Annotated in this window: 13 protein-coding genes; 6 read left to right on the forward strand and 7 right to left on the reverse strand. The window is 34.5% G+C overall.

From position 1 onward, the window contains the following. Window positions 1-311 precede the first annotated feature (311 nt). Window positions 312-842, forward strand: coding sequence for a GNAT family N-acetyltransferase (locus FYJ80_RS03430; RefSeq protein ID WP_154424730.1), 531 nt, complete (start codon window positions 312-314; stop codon window positions 840-842). Here FYJ80_RS03430 and asnB read toward each other — a convergent pair whose 3' ends face one another. Continuing rightward, window positions 843-2,519 (reverse strand): asparagine synthase B, encoded by a 1,677-nt coding sequence (gene asnB, locus FYJ80_RS03435; protein ID WP_154424731.1) that lies wholly within the window; start codon window positions 2,517-2,519, stop codon window positions 843-845. 280 nt (window positions 2,520-2,799) lie between these two features. Next, on the reverse strand, window positions 2,800-3,486 hold the full coding sequence (locus FYJ80_RS03440) for a GNAT family protein (protein WP_154424732.1): 687 nt from the start codon (window positions 3,484-3,486) through the stop codon (window positions 2,800-2,802). A 54-nt stretch (window positions 3,487-3,540) separates the two neighbouring features. On the opposite strand from FYJ80_RS03440, the gene FYJ80_RS03445 reads away from it, so the two are divergent. Together FYJ80_RS03445 and FYJ80_RS03450 are read left to right on the forward strand one after the other, a co-directional pair. Beyond that, entirely contained in the window at window positions 3,541-4,326 is a 786-nt protein-coding gene (locus FYJ80_RS03445; protein ID WP_206360942.1) for a Cof-type HAD-IIB family hydrolase, read from the forward strand. Next, window positions 4,323-5,087, forward strand: a complete 765-nt coding sequence (locus tag FYJ80_RS03450; RefSeq protein ID WP_154424734.1) for a class I SAM-dependent methyltransferase — start codon at window positions 4,323-4,325, stop codon at window positions 5,085-5,087. Before FYJ80_RS03445 ends, FYJ80_RS03450 begins: the two co-directional genes overlap by 4 nt. Before the next feature lie 93 nt (window positions 5,088-5,180). On the opposite strand, the gene FYJ80_RS03455 is transcribed toward FYJ80_RS03450, so the two are convergent. Further along, a complete protein-coding gene (locus tag FYJ80_RS03455) occupies window positions 5,181-6,638 on the reverse strand; it encodes a glycogen synthase (protein WP_154424735.1) in 1,458 nt (485 codons plus the stop codon). Window positions 6,639-6,742: 104 nt separating this feature from the next. Here FYJ80_RS03455 and FYJ80_RS03460 point away from each other — a divergent pair, with 104 nt between their 5' ends. Further along, on the forward strand, window positions 6,743-7,930 hold the full coding sequence (locus tag FYJ80_RS03460) for an MFS transporter (protein WP_154424736.1): 1,188 nt from the start codon (window positions 6,743-6,745) through the stop codon (window positions 7,928-7,930). Here the strand turns inward: FYJ80_RS03460 and FYJ80_RS03465 are convergent. Continuing rightward, window positions 7,920-8,825: an AEC family transporter gene (locus FYJ80_RS03465; RefSeq protein ID WP_154424737.1), complete on the reverse strand. Its 906-nt coding sequence runs from the start codon at window positions 8,823-8,825 to the stop codon at window positions 7,920-7,922. The genes FYJ80_RS03460 and FYJ80_RS03465 overlap by 11 nt on opposite strands. An 82-nt stretch (window positions 8,826-8,907) precedes the next feature. Between FYJ80_RS03465 and FYJ80_RS03470 the strand changes: the two genes are divergently transcribed. Both FYJ80_RS03470 and FYJ80_RS03475 read left to right on the forward strand, forming a co-directional pair. Continuing rightward, the gene (locus FYJ80_RS03470) at window positions 8,908-9,939 is read left to right on the forward strand and encodes an FkbM family methyltransferase (RefSeq protein ID WP_154424738.1); all 1,032 of its coding nucleotides are present in this window, start codon (window positions 8,908-8,910) and stop codon (window positions 9,937-9,939) included. 39 nt (window positions 9,940-9,978) lie between these two features. Further along, entirely contained in the window at window positions 9,979-11,334 is a 1,356-nt protein-coding gene (locus FYJ80_RS03475) for an MATE family efflux transporter (protein WP_154424739.1), read from the forward strand. Between the two features lie 59 nt (window positions 11,335-11,393). Here FYJ80_RS03475 and FYJ80_RS03480 read toward each other — a convergent pair whose 3' ends face one another. From FYJ80_RS03480 to FYJ80_RS03490, 3 genes are read right to left on the reverse strand one after another with little or no spacing between them, the layout of a single operon-like run. Further along, on the reverse strand, window positions 11,394-12,539 hold the full coding sequence (locus tag FYJ80_RS03480; RefSeq protein ID WP_154424740.1) for an iron-containing alcohol dehydrogenase family protein: 1,146 nt from the start codon (window positions 12,537-12,539) through the stop codon (window positions 11,394-11,396). A gap of 22 nt (window positions 12,540-12,561) precedes the next feature. Continuing rightward, a complete protein-coding gene (locus FYJ80_RS03485; RefSeq protein WP_154424741.1) occupies window positions 12,562-13,416 on the reverse strand; it encodes a carbohydrate ABC transporter permease in 855 nt (284 codons plus the stop codon). A gap of 1 nt (window position 13,417) precedes the next feature. Then, on the reverse strand, window positions 13,418-14,326 hold the full coding sequence (locus FYJ80_RS03490) for a carbohydrate ABC transporter permease (protein WP_154424742.1): 909 nt from the start codon (window positions 14,324-14,326) through the stop codon (window positions 13,418-13,420). Window positions 14,327-14,441 lie beyond the last annotated feature (115 nt).

A 14,441-nucleotide genomic window follows, 5' to 3' on the forward strand; every position in this document is an offset into this window, starting at 1 on the left:
AAAGCTATACATTATATTTCCTATCCGAAAAATAGATTGCAATAATTCTTGATATGTGTCAAGCAATGTTAAATCTTTTGTATATCTCATATGATCTAAACCTTTCATCTTATTAAAGAGAGATTTAAATCATGTAATAAGAAGAAAATATAGGGAGCTCTTTCTATGCTAGTTATCATATTCTTTGTTACTATTTGTTACTATTTTAGTATAGCAAAATTATAAATATTTCCAGCATCATCTAATTAAACTTTCAACCTGCACTTAATATAAATTACACTTTTTAAAATATATATGGTAAAACAAAAACTATGGTTACCCTTGTTAAAGCAAATAAGAAGCTTGCTCCACTAATTTTAGATTACTACATAAGAAATAGAGAGTTCTTAGCTCCATATGAAAGTAAAAGAGATGATAATTTCTTTACACTTTCTTCTATAGAGCTTCTATTAAAGAATGCAATAAAAAATGAAAAGAATGGAACTGGTGTTAGATTTTATATCACTCTTGATAATAAGGTTATAGGAACTATTGCGTTAAATAATATTGTAAGAGGGTGCTTTCACTCATGCTTCTTAGGTTATAGCTTAGATAAAGATTATATTAATAAAGGGTATATGACAGAATCTGTAAATGAGGTCATTCATTATGCATTTGAGGTAATAAAGCTTCATAGAATTGAAGCTAATGTAATGCCTAAAAACATTGCATCTAAAAGAGTTTTAGAAAAATGTGGCTTTATAGAGGAGGGGTATTCTAAAAATTATTTATACATCAATGGAGTATGGGAAGACCACATACACATGGTAAAGTTCAACCCAACTCCACTAGAAATACTTTAATTAATAAGCCTTATCATGGACGCCAGCAACAGCTCTTCCTGATGGCTCATTCATATGCTTAAATGCTTCATCCCACTCGAGAGCCTTAGCAGTTGAGCATGCAACAGATGCTTCATGAGGTACACACTTAGCAGCTGATTCAGATGGGAAGTGACGAGCAAAGATTGATCTATAGTAATACTCCTCCTTAGTTGCAGGTGTATTTATAGGGAATCTCTTATCTGCAAGTGCAAACTGAGCATCACTTACCTCTTCGCTAGTAAGCTTCTTTAAGGTATCAATCCAAGAGTATCCTACACCATCACTAAACTGCTCTTTTTGTCTCCAAACAATTTCCTCTGGCAAATAGTCTTTAAAGGCTTCTCTTAAAATCCACTTTTCAATTCTGTGCTTTCCATTTTCATCTACAGCCATCTTTGCCTTTGGGTTTATGCGCATAGCTGTATCCATAAATTCCTTATCAAGGAATGGAACTCTTCCCTCAACACCCCAAGCTGCAAGTGCTTTGTTTGCTCTTAAGCAGTCATAGAGATGTAGTTTTGAGAGCTTTCTAACTGTTTCCTCATGGAACTCCTTTGCATTTGGAGCCTTATGGAAATATAAGTATCCACCAAATAGCTCATCTGAGCCCTCTCCAGAGAGTACCATCTTAATACCCATACTCTTAATTACTCTTGCCAAGAGGAACATAGGTGTAGAAGCTCTTACTGTAGTAATATCATATGTTTCAAGGTGGTAAATAACATCATCAATAGCATCAAGAGCTTCCTGTATTGTAAAGTGAACCTCATGGTGTACAGTTCCAATGAAATCAGCGGCCTTTTTAGCTGCTATTAAATCAGGAGAACCCTCAAGACCAATTGCGAAGGAGTGTAAGCGTGGCCACCAAGCAGCTTCTGCATCCCCACTCTCAATTCTGTTCTTAGCAAACTTTGCAGTAACTGCAGCAATAATAGAGCTATCAAGACCACCAGAAAGTAATACGCCATAAGGTACATCACTCATCATCTGTCTTTTTACAGCTTCCTCAAGAGCAGTTCTAAGAGCATCAACAGAGGCATCATTATCCTTTACATTATCATAGCTTTCCCAATCTCTCTTATACCACTGAACAGTTTTTCCAGTCTCTGATGAAAAGTAAGTTCCTGGCATAAACTCTGTGATAGTAGCACACTTACCTTCCAAAGCCTTTAATTCAGAAGCAACATAGTAGTGACCATCACTATCCCATCCCTGATAAAGAGGAATAATACCGATATGGTCACGAGCGACCATGTAGGTATCCTTTTCGCTATCATATAAGCAGAAAGCAAATATACCATTTAAGTCTTCAAGGAAGTCACAGCCCTTATCCTGATAAAGAGCTAGGATTACTTCACAGTCTGATTTGGTTAGGAATTCATATTTATCCTTATATCGCTCTCTTATTTCTTGGTGGTTGTATATTTCACCATTAGCAGCAAGTACTAATTTTCCATCCTTACTATATAATGGCTGCTTACCAGATAATGGGTCAACGATTGAAAGTCTCTCATGTGAGATTACACAATCAGGGCCTGTAAAAATTCCAGACCAATCTGGTCCACGGTGACGTATCTTTCTAGACATCTCTTTAACACAATCTCTATATTGAGATGCATCCTTTGCAATGTCAAACATTCCAACGAAACCACACATAATCCTATCCTCCCCTAAAAACGAAGAAAGGCGTTCTTCCCCTACGGAAAAACGCCTTTGTTTTATGCACAATAAACTACAGAACTTAGCTATTTTTGTCAATATTATTGCAAATAGGCTTTAATTATAAATATTTAATCACTCTATTTGTTCTATTTTTCATACGGTTGATAACTTAAAGCGGCTACTAAACTTTTATGTTGAGCTTCTTTTGATCTCTCATCATAAAGGATTAATACATAAACATTTATATTCCCTATACTTCAAAATCATTAATTTACTAATATATTGAATACCAATCAGAGGCTTTATCTGCTTTTACAAGACCAAGCTTTAATTGAAGGTTTTCTGAAGCTATATTTCCATTAACAACATTGCAATACATTCTATGGTCTTTTCTCATTTCATTGATATATGAGCCCTCTAAATCATATGCAAGTCCCCTATGCTGATATTCAGGAAAAATCTCAAGAAGTCCCATAGCACCCTCACTATGCTCGGCCATAAAGCCCGCTAAATTATTATCGACAAAAATACCCCTTACAACCCCTTTTTCTAAACGGTCTACAATGTAATCGATATCGTCGATAAGATGATAATGCTCGTGCATAACATCTTTATATGATGTATCAAGAACTCTTATATCCTGCTTTCTAACAGCTACATCCTCATCCTTTGTATAAACATAGAGTGAGCATGGAGTTTTTAAGCGATAGCCATACTCCTTCATTACTGTCGATACATGCTCTCTATGGATTGAAATTAATTCTACAGATCTTGGTAAAAGCTCTATAAATGGTCTTACATCACTATCAAAGGGAGCGATAAAACCACAATAATCATCAACTACTGTGACAATTCCATCCATACCACAATAGATTACCTTACCAATTCCTCTTTCGATTTGATCAATCAAATCTGTATAAGAGAGCATATCTCTCTTTTCTAATATTTCTTTTGGTGTCATAACTACTCGATATTAGCACAAATTATGATAATATCTTACTGGAGTTTTGAAAAAATGATAAAAACACTATTTCTTGATATAGATGGAACACTACTAAATAGAGCGCATATATTAACTGAAAATACTAAAGTAGCTCTAAAGGAAGCTCACGATAAAGGAGTTATTATTACTCTTTGCTCAGGAAGAGCTCGTGATGGTCTTTTAGAAATAACAGATAATCTCCCCTTTAAACCATATTTAGCAACCTTAAATGGGGCATATATTCTTGATAATAATGGCAATGTTATTAATGAGCATTACTTTGAATATGAAACTCTAGAAAAGCTTGAAGAGCTAAGAAAGGAATGTGGGGTTGGCTTATTATACTTTCCTGAAGGTAGCTGGGGAGCTAATAGTGATGATGAAGAGTATAAGGATGAGCTTAGTATTGTTAAACGCCCTGGAATACAAATGAACATTTTAGAGTATGCTAAGTCTAAAAAAATACATAAATATTTAACTGTAGGTGATAGTGAGAAAAATAAAGTTTTTATCCAAAGAGCTAAAAAGCTACTACCTGAGCTTATGATAGTTCCTTCCTCATCAAGATATGTTGAAGTAAATACACCTCAATGTGATAAAGGTTCTGCAGTTAAGGATATTTGTGCACATCTAAACTGTGATATAGAAAATACATATTGCTTTGGTGACTTTGATAACGATATTGCGATGTTCAAGGTTTGTAGGCACCCTATAGCAATGGCTAATGCAGTTGATAAAATAAAAGCCTTAGCAGAGCACATTACACTCTCCTGTGATGAGGATGGTGTTGCTTATGGAATAAAAAAGTGGGTTATATGATCAATAGAGAAAACTATACAAATGAGAATTCAAAGGTTGTTGATTCCTGGGTAAAGAATGGTTGGCTTTGGTCAATTCCAGTTTCTCATGAAGCATATTTAAAAGCAAAGGAAGGAGAATATGATATCGTTCTTACTCCTACAAAAAGCGTACCACATGAGTGGTTTGGTCCATTAAATGGAAAACGAGTATTAGCTCTTGCATCTGGTGGTGGTCAACAAGGTCCTATTTTTAAAGCTCTTGGTGCAGATGTTACAGTCCTAGATTACTCAGATATGCAGCTTGAAAGAGAAAAGGAAGTTGCAATAAGAGAGGGATATGAAATTAAGCTTGTAAAAGCTGATATGTCAAAGCCTCTTCCCTTTGATGACTCCTCCTTTGATTTAATATTTAACCCTGTATCAACATGCTATATTGAGAAAATTGAACCTCTTTGGAAGGAGTGCTATAGAATCCTTTCAAAGGATGGGATCTTACTAACAGGTGTTGATAATGGAATTAACTACATAGTAAAGGATATAGATGAAAGAGAAATTACACATTCTCTTCCATTTAATCCACTTGAGAATCCTTTGCTTATGGAGGAGCTGATGAAAGATGATGCTGGCATTCAGTTCTCTCATACCCTAGGCGAACATTTAACTGCACTCTTAAATGCAGGCTTTAAGCTAACAAATATCTTTGAAGACACTAATGGAGATGGACATCTACACGAATTAAATATCCCAACCTTTGCGGCAATAAGAGTAATAAAAGAATAATTGATTATATCTAGATTTAGAATAAGGGAAATTAGATGAAAAATTTCCCCTAATTAGTTAGAGTCCCCAAATTAATGAGGACTCTTTTAACTCTTACATTCTATTGTAAAGATCCATATAAATCTTTGAAGAATTAGTCCAAGACCAATCTTCCTTCATGCCACGCTTTTGCATATTCTCCCACTCCTTTCTATTGTTTGTGTAGAGATTATAAGCTGCATTAATTCTATCTAAAAGCTCACCAGAGAAGTAGTTTCTAAATGAAAATCCTGTACCTGTTCCATCGAATTCATTATATGGCTTAACAGTATCCTTAAGACCACCTACCTCGTGTACTATTGGAATTGTACCATATCTAAGTGAGATTAACTGTGTTAAGCCACATGGCTCAAATGCAGATGGAACTAAGAGAGCATCACAGCCTGCATAGATTTTGTGAGCAAGAGCATCTGAGTAGCAAATCTTTGCTCTAACCTTGTTATAGTACTTACCTTCATAATATCTAAACATATCCTCATAGTTTCTAGCACCAGTACCAAGAACAACTATGTTGATATTCATATTACAAAGGCGATCCATAATGTTATCGATTAAATCTAAGCCCTTTTGGTCTGTGAGACGTGAAACAAGACCGATTGTAAATACATTCTCATCTTCCTTAAGGCCGAGCTCTTTCTGAAGTGCTTTCTTATTAGCAGCTCTACCCTTCTTTAGGGTCTTTGTATTGTAATTAGCTACAAGCTTATCATCCTTTGAAGGATTCCAAATATCATAGTCGATACCATTGATAATTCCCCAAAGTCTCTCTCTTCTCCAAGCAAGGATATCATCTAAGCCATCACCAAAGGCTGGAGTTTGAATCTCTTGAGCATATGTATTACTTACTGTTGTGATGTAATCACAATAGGTAAGAGCACCTCTCATCATAGAACAGTTCCAGCTATTTTGTGGAATAGATGTATCTTGGAAAGGACTTACTAAACGACCTGGAACAAAGCATTCATCTGGAAGCTTTGATACCCACTTAATGTGACCAACATCCCAAGTACCCTGGAATCTTAGGTTGTGGATAGTCATTATTGTTCTAATACCTCTAAAGAATTCATCTCCCTGGAATACTGTATTTAAGTAAACAGGTACTAATGCTGACTGCCAGTCATGACAGTGGATGATATCTGGTCTAAAGCCAATTAATGGGAGTGCTGATAAACAAGCCTTTGAAAAATAAGCAAATCTCTCAAGATCCTGATATAAATCATAGTATGGAACCATACCACCAAAATATTGTTCATTATCAATAAAGTAATATGTAATACCATCGAGCTCTAGCTGATGAACACCAACATATACTCTATTATCCATTTGGAAATAGTAGATACACTTTGCATTCTCTCTATACTTTGGAGCAATAGCTCTATAGTTTGGAAGCATTACACGTACATCATATTCTTTTTTATCGAAACTCTTAGGTAGCGCTCCTACAACATCTGCAAGTCCACCAGTCTTAACAAATGGTACACATTCGGAGGCAACAAATAATATTTTTTTCATATACCTTTTTCCCTTCCTTTTTACATTTTTATTAAAACATGTATAGATTTAAAAAAAAAGTAAAAAAACTTGAAAATAACGCATTAAATTCATATTCTCACACCATGCATAAGTTAAAAGATATTTACAAAAATGATTCATCATATAAAGCATTTCTGCTTTCTCTTTTATGTGTAGGTGTCTCCTATGGGCTATATAAAGGTATTCTCGACAACTACCTAGCTCAGGTTGTTAAAATGGGAGAATTTGATAGAGGTGTTACAGAATTCTTTAGAGAGCTTCCAGGATTTTTATTAATATTCATTCTAGCCTTTTTAGTTGAAGTCTCTGTTGAAAACACATATAAGCTTGGTGCCTTTATAATGCTTATAGGACTTGCTTTAATCGCTGCGCTTCCACCCTCTAAGGTTTTAGTAATCATTGCAATTTGTGTCTATTCAACAGGAGAGCACATACAGCTTGGTATGAAGAACACGCTCTCTATTAACTATGCAAATAAAGGGTGTGGCGGTATTTCTATGGGCATTCAAAATGCTATTTCAAACTTTGGAAATATCGGTGGATATATTATTGTTGCTATTATCTTTGCTCTTCTTTCAAGTATAACAGCATTTAAAACAATATTTATAACATCATTAATCATACTTCTTTTAAGCTGTGTAATTAACCAAGCCCTTAAAAGTGATGGAAAAGCTAGAAAGAACAGTAGTCGATTTTACTTCAGAAAAAAGTTTAATAAATACTACATGCTTGAGATATTTTATGGCGCAAGAAAACAAATATTCTTCACCTTTGGACCATATGTATTAATACTATTTTACAAAGCAGATGCATCAGTAATAAGCATGCTATTTGCAATTAGTGCTATATGCTGCTTCTTTCTCTCTCCAATAGTTGGAAAGCTAATCGATAAGATTGGATATAAAATAGTAATGGTATCAGATACTCTTATCTTAATCGTTGTATGCTTCTTCTATGGCTTTGCACACCACTTCCTTCCGATGAATATTGCATTTATAGTTTGCTGTATTAATTACCTTTTAGATTCAGTAATCTCACTTGCATCAATGGCTAGTAATGTATATGTACAGGATATTTCAGATAACGAAGAGGAAGTAAGAGCTACTATTACTACAGGAATTTCAGTTAACCATCTTATTTCTATCCTAATTGCTCTATTTGGTGGTTGGATTTGGCAAGTAACAGGTATAGAAACTCTATTCTCACTCTCTGCTATCTTAGGTCTTATTAATAGCATCTATGCAGCTACAATAAAGACCTCTAAAGCATAATAACAAGTAAAGGAATTAAAATAATACTTACCATTATTGAGATACTATTTACTGTACTAGCAAGGGAAGTATTTCCATTTAAGTCCAGAGTAAATGAAGGGGATGCAGATGATATTGGAGAGAAAAGAACTATCACTGCAGCCTTTCTTATCTCATATGAAAATGGGAATGTATTAAAAATAATTAATCCTAAAATAGCTGCTAAGCCATATCTGATTAAAATTACATTTAATACCTTTTTAGTTACATTTTTATCAAAGGTTGGCTCAAGCAATAGCCCTATCATAAACATTGCAATTGGACCATTAGCATTAGCAACTAAGGAAGTAAAAGTAAATATTTCAGATGGAAGCTTTATTCCAACTAGAGCAATTGGAATAAAAATAATATAGCAAACAAAGGATGGAACTCTTAATAGAGGCTTTAACATCGATAGTACATTTACTCTCTTATTATCGACCATCGCTTTGGTTATTGCGTAATCAAGGCCTAAGCATTGAAATGAGTTACCTGAATCGACTAGACAAACAGTTAACGCACCCTGAGGACCTAACATAGAGGATGCAAAAGGGAATGTAAAGCAGCCTATATTATAAGCTGGAAGACAGAGCGTATAGTAAATCTTATCCTCTCTACTTGCATTTCGAGTAAATAAAAAGCTTATTAATAAAAGAATAAAGTTAGCTGCTAATCCAACTAAGATAAATATAAGTAGCTTTCCAGAAAAGGTAGTTGTACCAAAACTATTTATAATTACACATGGAAGTGTAATATTCATCATTACACGTGAAAGTGCATAACCATCTTCCTTTTTAAGTATACCTAACTTCTTTAATGTAAAAGCTATCGATACCATTAATAGAAAGGAAATTGCTCGAATTACTATACTTTGCATGGGAAAATATTGTGTCCTACTATTTATTTTGTCAATTACTTTAAAATTGAATTTCTCCTTAGAGTTTTTGTATCATTAGCTTATGGATATTTGGACACTATTAAGAACAACTAATAGGCCAATCGTTTTCTACGGAACAGGAAATGGTGGAGATATGATGGCAAAAATACTATCTAGCTTTAATAAAAAGGTAGATGGAGTATTTGCGTCTCCTGGATTTGTAAGAAATAGAACCTTTTTAGGTCTCCCTGTCACCTCCTTTGAGGAATGCTTAGCACGCTTTGGAAATGATATGATCGTTCTAATGGTATTTGGAACAAAGGATTTAAATGTTATTTCCTATGTAAAAGAGATCTCAACAAAATGTGACCTCTACATACCCGATTTAATGACAGATGAGAATGGAGAGCCCTTTACACTCTCCTATTTAGATAAGCATTTAAAAGAAATTGAAAATATTTATAACAGATTAGAGGATGAGAGAAGTAAGGAAGTCTTTCAAGCTAATATTAAGCATCGTCTATTTGGTAGACTAGAGGATATTGAGACCTCATGGTCAAATGATGAAGAAAACTGGAGCCTATTAAAGCTTTCAGATAACGAAATATTCTTCGATGCAGGTGCATATAATGGAGATACAGTAAAACGCTTCTTATCACTTTGTAAGAACTATAACCATATATATGCAGTAGAACCAGATCCTAAAACATTTAAAAAGCTTGTTATAGCCTGTGAGAATTTAAAAAATGTAACTCTAATAAATGCAGCACTTTCAAATTGTGATGGTCTTTCAAGCTTTACCTTTGGAAAGGGAAGAGGTAATTCAAAGGGTGGCTCTGATACAATTTGTCAGCGCTCAATTGACTCTATACTCTCAGGTCAAAAAGCTTCTTTTATTAAATATGATATCGAAGGTGAGGAGGAAAAGGGATTACTAGGAGCTAGTAATACGATTAAGACATTTAAGCCAAAAATATTACTATCTGCATACCATAAAATTGATGATATATTTCATCTTCCTACTGTTTTAGACCGCATCAACTCAAGCTACTCCTATGCTCTAAGAAAGAGTATATGTATCCCATCTTGGGATTTATATTACCTCTGTAGGTAGACCCTTGTTTAAAGTTTAAATAAAGCTACAATAGCTTTTATGGATAGAAATGAAATGATGGCTAAAGCGCCAATAGGACGCTTAATATTAAAGCTTGCGATACCTACTATTACAGCTCAATTAATTAATGCTCTATACAACATAGTTGATAGAATATATTTAGGACATATCCCAGGTACTGGTGGACTAGTATTAACAGGAGTTGGTATTACCTTCCCTATTTTAATGCTAATAACAGCTTTCTCAAATTTAATTGGTGCAGGTGGTGCACCTCTAGCAGCAATTCAGCTAGGAGGAGGCAATAAAGAGAAGGCAGAGGATATATTAAATCAAGGCTTTACCTGTTTAATTGTTCTATCGATTTTTTTAACAATATTCTTTTTAACCTTTAAAAAGCCTCTACTTTATATATTTGGGGCATCAGATATAACATACCAGTATGCAAATGAATATATTACAACCTATCTAATAGGAACTATCTTTGTGCAGGTATGTCTTGGTATGAATACCTTTATTACTGCTCAAGGATATTCATCCTTTGCAATGATAACAACCTTGATAGGAGCTGCCTTAAATATTGCTTTAGACCCAATATTTATCTTTGTCTTTAATATGGGTGCTAGAGGAGCTGCATTAGCAACTATTATCTCTCAAGGAGTATCAATGGTATGGGTTATCTCATTTTTAAGAGGCAAAAAGACTATACTTCACCTTGATAGAAAGAAGTTTAAGATTACAAAGGAAATAATTCTTCCTGTATTTGCTTTAGGAGTATCACCATTTATTATGGCAGCAACAGAAGCAGCTATTAACATTGTATTTAACTCAACACTTCAAAGAACAGGTGGCGATATAGCAGTTGGAACGATGACTATAATTACCTCCATAATGTCATTCATTTGGATGCCATTACAAGGCTTTGCGATGGGGGCTCAGCCTGTTATTAGCTTCAATTTTGGAGCAAGAAATAATAAAAGAGTAACCTCTGCTTTTAAGATTATGTTAATTACAGCTATAGCATATGCATGTACCTGCACTGCTTTAATTGAATTATTTCCTAATGTATTTTTATCAGCATTCACTAGTGACCAAGCATTAAAGGAGTATGCTATTCCATTTACTAGAATCTATTTCTTTGGAATTGGAATATTTGGCTCTCAAATGGCATGTCAGCAAACCTTCCTAGGGCTAGGACAAACAAAGCTATCACTATTTTTGGCACTACTGAGAAAGGTAATATTGCTTATCCCTCTTGTATTAATCCTATCATCAATTATTGGTGTAAAGGGTGTATTCCTAGCAGAACCAATAAGTGATATAACATCTGCTCTTACAGCAATTACTCTTTTAAGTATTAACTTCAAAAAGATACTTAAAAAGGGTCCATCTAAATAAATTAAAAGCCTCATTTAAACGTGCTAAATGAGGCTTTTTGCAAGGAAGATAATTAATTATTAAAGTGCTTCTCTATAGAATTTCTTATATACCTCTTTATCTACAGGAGCAGGATTACATGTGATATGACCACATGTACGGAATATTACATCTGCAACATAATCCTCACTAGGAAGCTCTGCAGGAAGATACTTTCTTAGAGAATCTGGAGCACCTACTGCACTTCTAATTCTCTTAACCTCCTTAATAGCATTCTCAGCATTTTCACGTTGTGTTGCATTTCTATCATATACTCCAAGAGCTCTAGCGATATCAGCATATTTCTTCTCAGCAAAGTCTAAATTGAACTCCATTGAAGCTGGGAGGAAGATAGCACATGCATCACCATGTGGAACGTGGAATTCACCTCCAATTGGTTGAGCACAGATATGTGCAATACCAATTCCAGCTGTAATAGCCATACCACCAAAGTAGCTTGCTAATGCCATATTACCACGAGCTTCGATATCTGATGGATCATTGCATGCCTTCTCAAGAGATTGTGAAATTAATGAAATAGCCTTTAATCCATACATCTCAGTAATTGGAGTTGCATTCTTAGAAACATAAGACTCGATAGCATGAGAAAGAGCATCCATACCTGTTGCAGCTGTTATTGCCTTTGGAAGTGTTAGTGTCATCTTTGGATCAAGGATAACTACGTCTGCAATCATTGATACATGGTAAAGACTCTTCTTTAAACCATTATGAACATTCTTTACTACAGCTGTTTTAGTTCCTTCTGCGCCAGTACCAGAGGTTGTTGGGATAGCTACATAGAAAGGAGATTCCTTAGTTACCTGCTTTTCACCCATCTGATATTCCTCAACAGAACCACCATTTGTACTTAGCATGTTGATAGATTTTGCTGTATCGATAACGCTACCACCACCAAGAGCAACTGTACAGTCACAGCCCTCTTGAAGGAATAAATCTCTACCACCATCAATTACTACAGAATCAGGCTCAGCAACAACCTTATCGTATATTACATAGCTAATACCTGCGTCCTGTAATAGCTCCTTTATATTGCTAGTAGGAGCTGCTGAAGCACTAAAGGTAACAAAGAAGACTTTCTTTACACCCTGCCATTTTAAAATATCAGGAAGCTGTTTTACGCTATCCTCACCAAATATTACTCTTCTGTTATTTGTGATTTCCCACATAATATTTTCTCCTTAATAATAATCAACTCTTAACTGCACCTGCAGTCATTCCTGCTAGGAAGTACTTTTGACAGCACAAGAAAATAAGTAATACTGGAATAGAGCCCAATACACTCATTGCCATCATCTCATTCCAAACATATGCATGCTCACCCATTAGGAGCTGTATACCTACTGGTACAGTTCTCATCTCTGTGCTCTTTGTAAGAGTGAGTGCATATAAGTATTCATTCCAAGTCATAATAAAGGTATAAACACCTGTTGCTACGATACCTGGGAGTGAAATAGGAACCAAAAATTGCCAACAAATTCTAAATGGACCACCGCCATCAACCTTAACAGCCTCATCAAGAGCCTTTGGTATTGAGTTAAAATATCCAGTCATCATCAAAATACCATAAGGTAAGGTAAATACCATTGAGGTTAAAATTAGAGCCCACAAAGTATCATAAATCTTTAATGCAACTATCATTCCAAAGAATGGAATCATAAGTGCGATAGGTGGTACTGCCTGAGTATTAATTACAAACATGTTAACAAGCTTCTTGCCTGGAAACTCATATCTACTAAAGGCATAGCCAGCTAAGATAGATACTACTAGGGTAGCAATTGTTACAGCGGATGAAACAATAAAGCTATTTAGGAAGAATCTTAATCTTGTAGATGAGTGAAATACAGTATTATAGGCTTCTGTTGTACCCTGTCGTGGTATAAAGGTCTGAGGTACAGCAAAGATTTCACTATTACTCTTTATAGATGTAACGAACATCCATACTATTGGGAACATTACATAAATTAGAGAAATTATTACAAGTATTAATAGAAGGACTCTAAGCATCCTTTTAGTTTTCTTTATAGAATGAAGTGAGCCTGCCATATTAGTCCTCCCTTACCTTCTGTGCTTTAACATAGAAAATTGACAATACTATTGACATCAACAAAATAATTACTGAAGCTGCGGAAGCTGTTGAGAAGTCTAAAATGTTATATGCCTTTTTATAAATATAGGAGCCTAATACCTCTGTAGCTGTAATTGGACCACCTCCAGTAGTTGACCAAACAAGTGCAAATACTCTCATTGTCCAAATTAAGTCGAGCATGATAATACTAAGCATTACAGGCTTTAGCTGAGGTAATGTAATATAAATAAACTTTTCAAAGCCATTACACCCATCGATAGTAGCTGCTTCATAGTAATCCTTTGGAATACCCTGTAAGGCAGCGAGTATTGTTACCATAAAATATGGGTATCCTGACCAAATGTTGATAAAAATAAGTGAAGGCATCGCAGTTTTTACTTCACTTAGCCATGCAATCTTGGTACTCATAAGGCCCATATTTGATAATATGTAGTTTAATATTCCATCAGGGTTGAGGATTAACCTCCATAAAATAGCTACAATAGTTACAGTTAATACCCATGGCATAATAAAGCATACTCTTAATAATCCCTTTAAGAAGCTAGGAATTAAATCTGTATTTAGAAGAAGTGCAAAAGCGAGTCCAATAATCATATGGAAGAATACAGAGATTATTGTATAAACGAGTGTATTCTTTACAGATATCCAAAATACTGGATCAGCAAGGATTGTTTTGTAATTTTTAAATCCTACAAAATGTGATTCCTTTACTGTTATTACCTTATCCATAAATGAGTAGTAAATAACTGTAATAATAGGATAAAGCATTAATACTATTAAAAGAATTACTGCAGGCAGAATGAACCAATATGGTACAAAGCTTATCTTTTTTCTTTTAATCAGAGATGTATTAACATTTTCTGACATAATACCTCCTAAAAATTGAATTAGATTTTAACCAATATCCTTCTCACATTAAGACTAATTGTTCTTAAATATAAAATATGATTATTTATAATATTTTTCTTGCGTTATTATATAT

Origin of the sequence: Bullifex porci (assembly GCF_009695635.1) — a bacterium.
GTDB lineage: Bacteria > Spirochaetota > Spirochaetia > Sphaerochaetales > Sphaerochaetaceae > Bullifex > Bullifex porci.

Bases quoted from the DNA above. Each gene is read 5' to 3' on its own strand.
- FYJ80_RS03460 (WP_154424736.1), top strand. From the start codon at position 6,743: ATGCATAAGTTAAAAGATATTTACAAAAATGATTCATCATATAAAGCA.
- asnB (WP_154424731.1), bottom strand. From the start codon at position 2,519: ATGTGTGGTTTCGTTGGAATGTTTGACATTGCAAAGGATGCATCTCAA.
- FYJ80_RS03450 (WP_154424734.1), top strand. From the start codon at position 4,323: ATGATCAATAGAGAAAACTATACAAATGAGAATTCAAAGGTTGTTGAT.
- FYJ80_RS03490 (WP_154424742.1), bottom strand. From the start codon at position 14,326: ATGTCAGAAAATGTTAATACATCTCTGATTAAAAGAAAAAAGATAAGC.
- FYJ80_RS03470 (WP_154424738.1), top strand. From the start codon at position 8,908: ATGGATATTTGGACACTATTAAGAACAACTAATAGGCCAATCGTTTTC.
- FYJ80_RS03465 (WP_154424737.1), bottom strand. From the start codon at position 8,825: ATGCAAAGTATAGTAATTCGAGCAATTTCCTTTCTATTAATGGTATCG.
- FYJ80_RS03455 (WP_154424735.1), bottom strand. From the start codon at position 6,638: ATGAAAAAAATATTATTTGTTGCCTCCGAATGTGTACCATTTGTTAAG.
- FYJ80_RS03485 (WP_154424741.1), bottom strand. From the start codon at position 13,416: ATGGCAGGCTCACTTCATTCTATAAAGAAAACTAAAAGGATGCTTAGA.
- FYJ80_RS03440 (WP_154424732.1), bottom strand. From the start codon at position 3,486: ATGACACCAAAAGAAATATTAGAAAAGAGAGATATGCTCTCTTATACA.
- FYJ80_RS03445 (WP_206360942.1), top strand. From the start codon at position 3,541: ATGATAAAAACACTATTTCTTGATATAGATGGAACACTACTAAATAGA.
- FYJ80_RS03480 (WP_154424740.1), bottom strand. From the start codon at position 12,539: ATGTGGGAAATCACAAATAACAGAAGAGTAATATTTGGTGAGGATAGC.
- FYJ80_RS03475 (WP_154424739.1), top strand. From the start codon at position 9,979: ATGGATAGAAATGAAATGATGGCTAAAGCGCCAATAGGACGCTTAATA.
- FYJ80_RS03430 (WP_154424730.1), top strand. From the start codon at position 312: ATGGTTACCCTTGTTAAAGCAAATAAGAAGCTTGCTCCACTAATTTTA.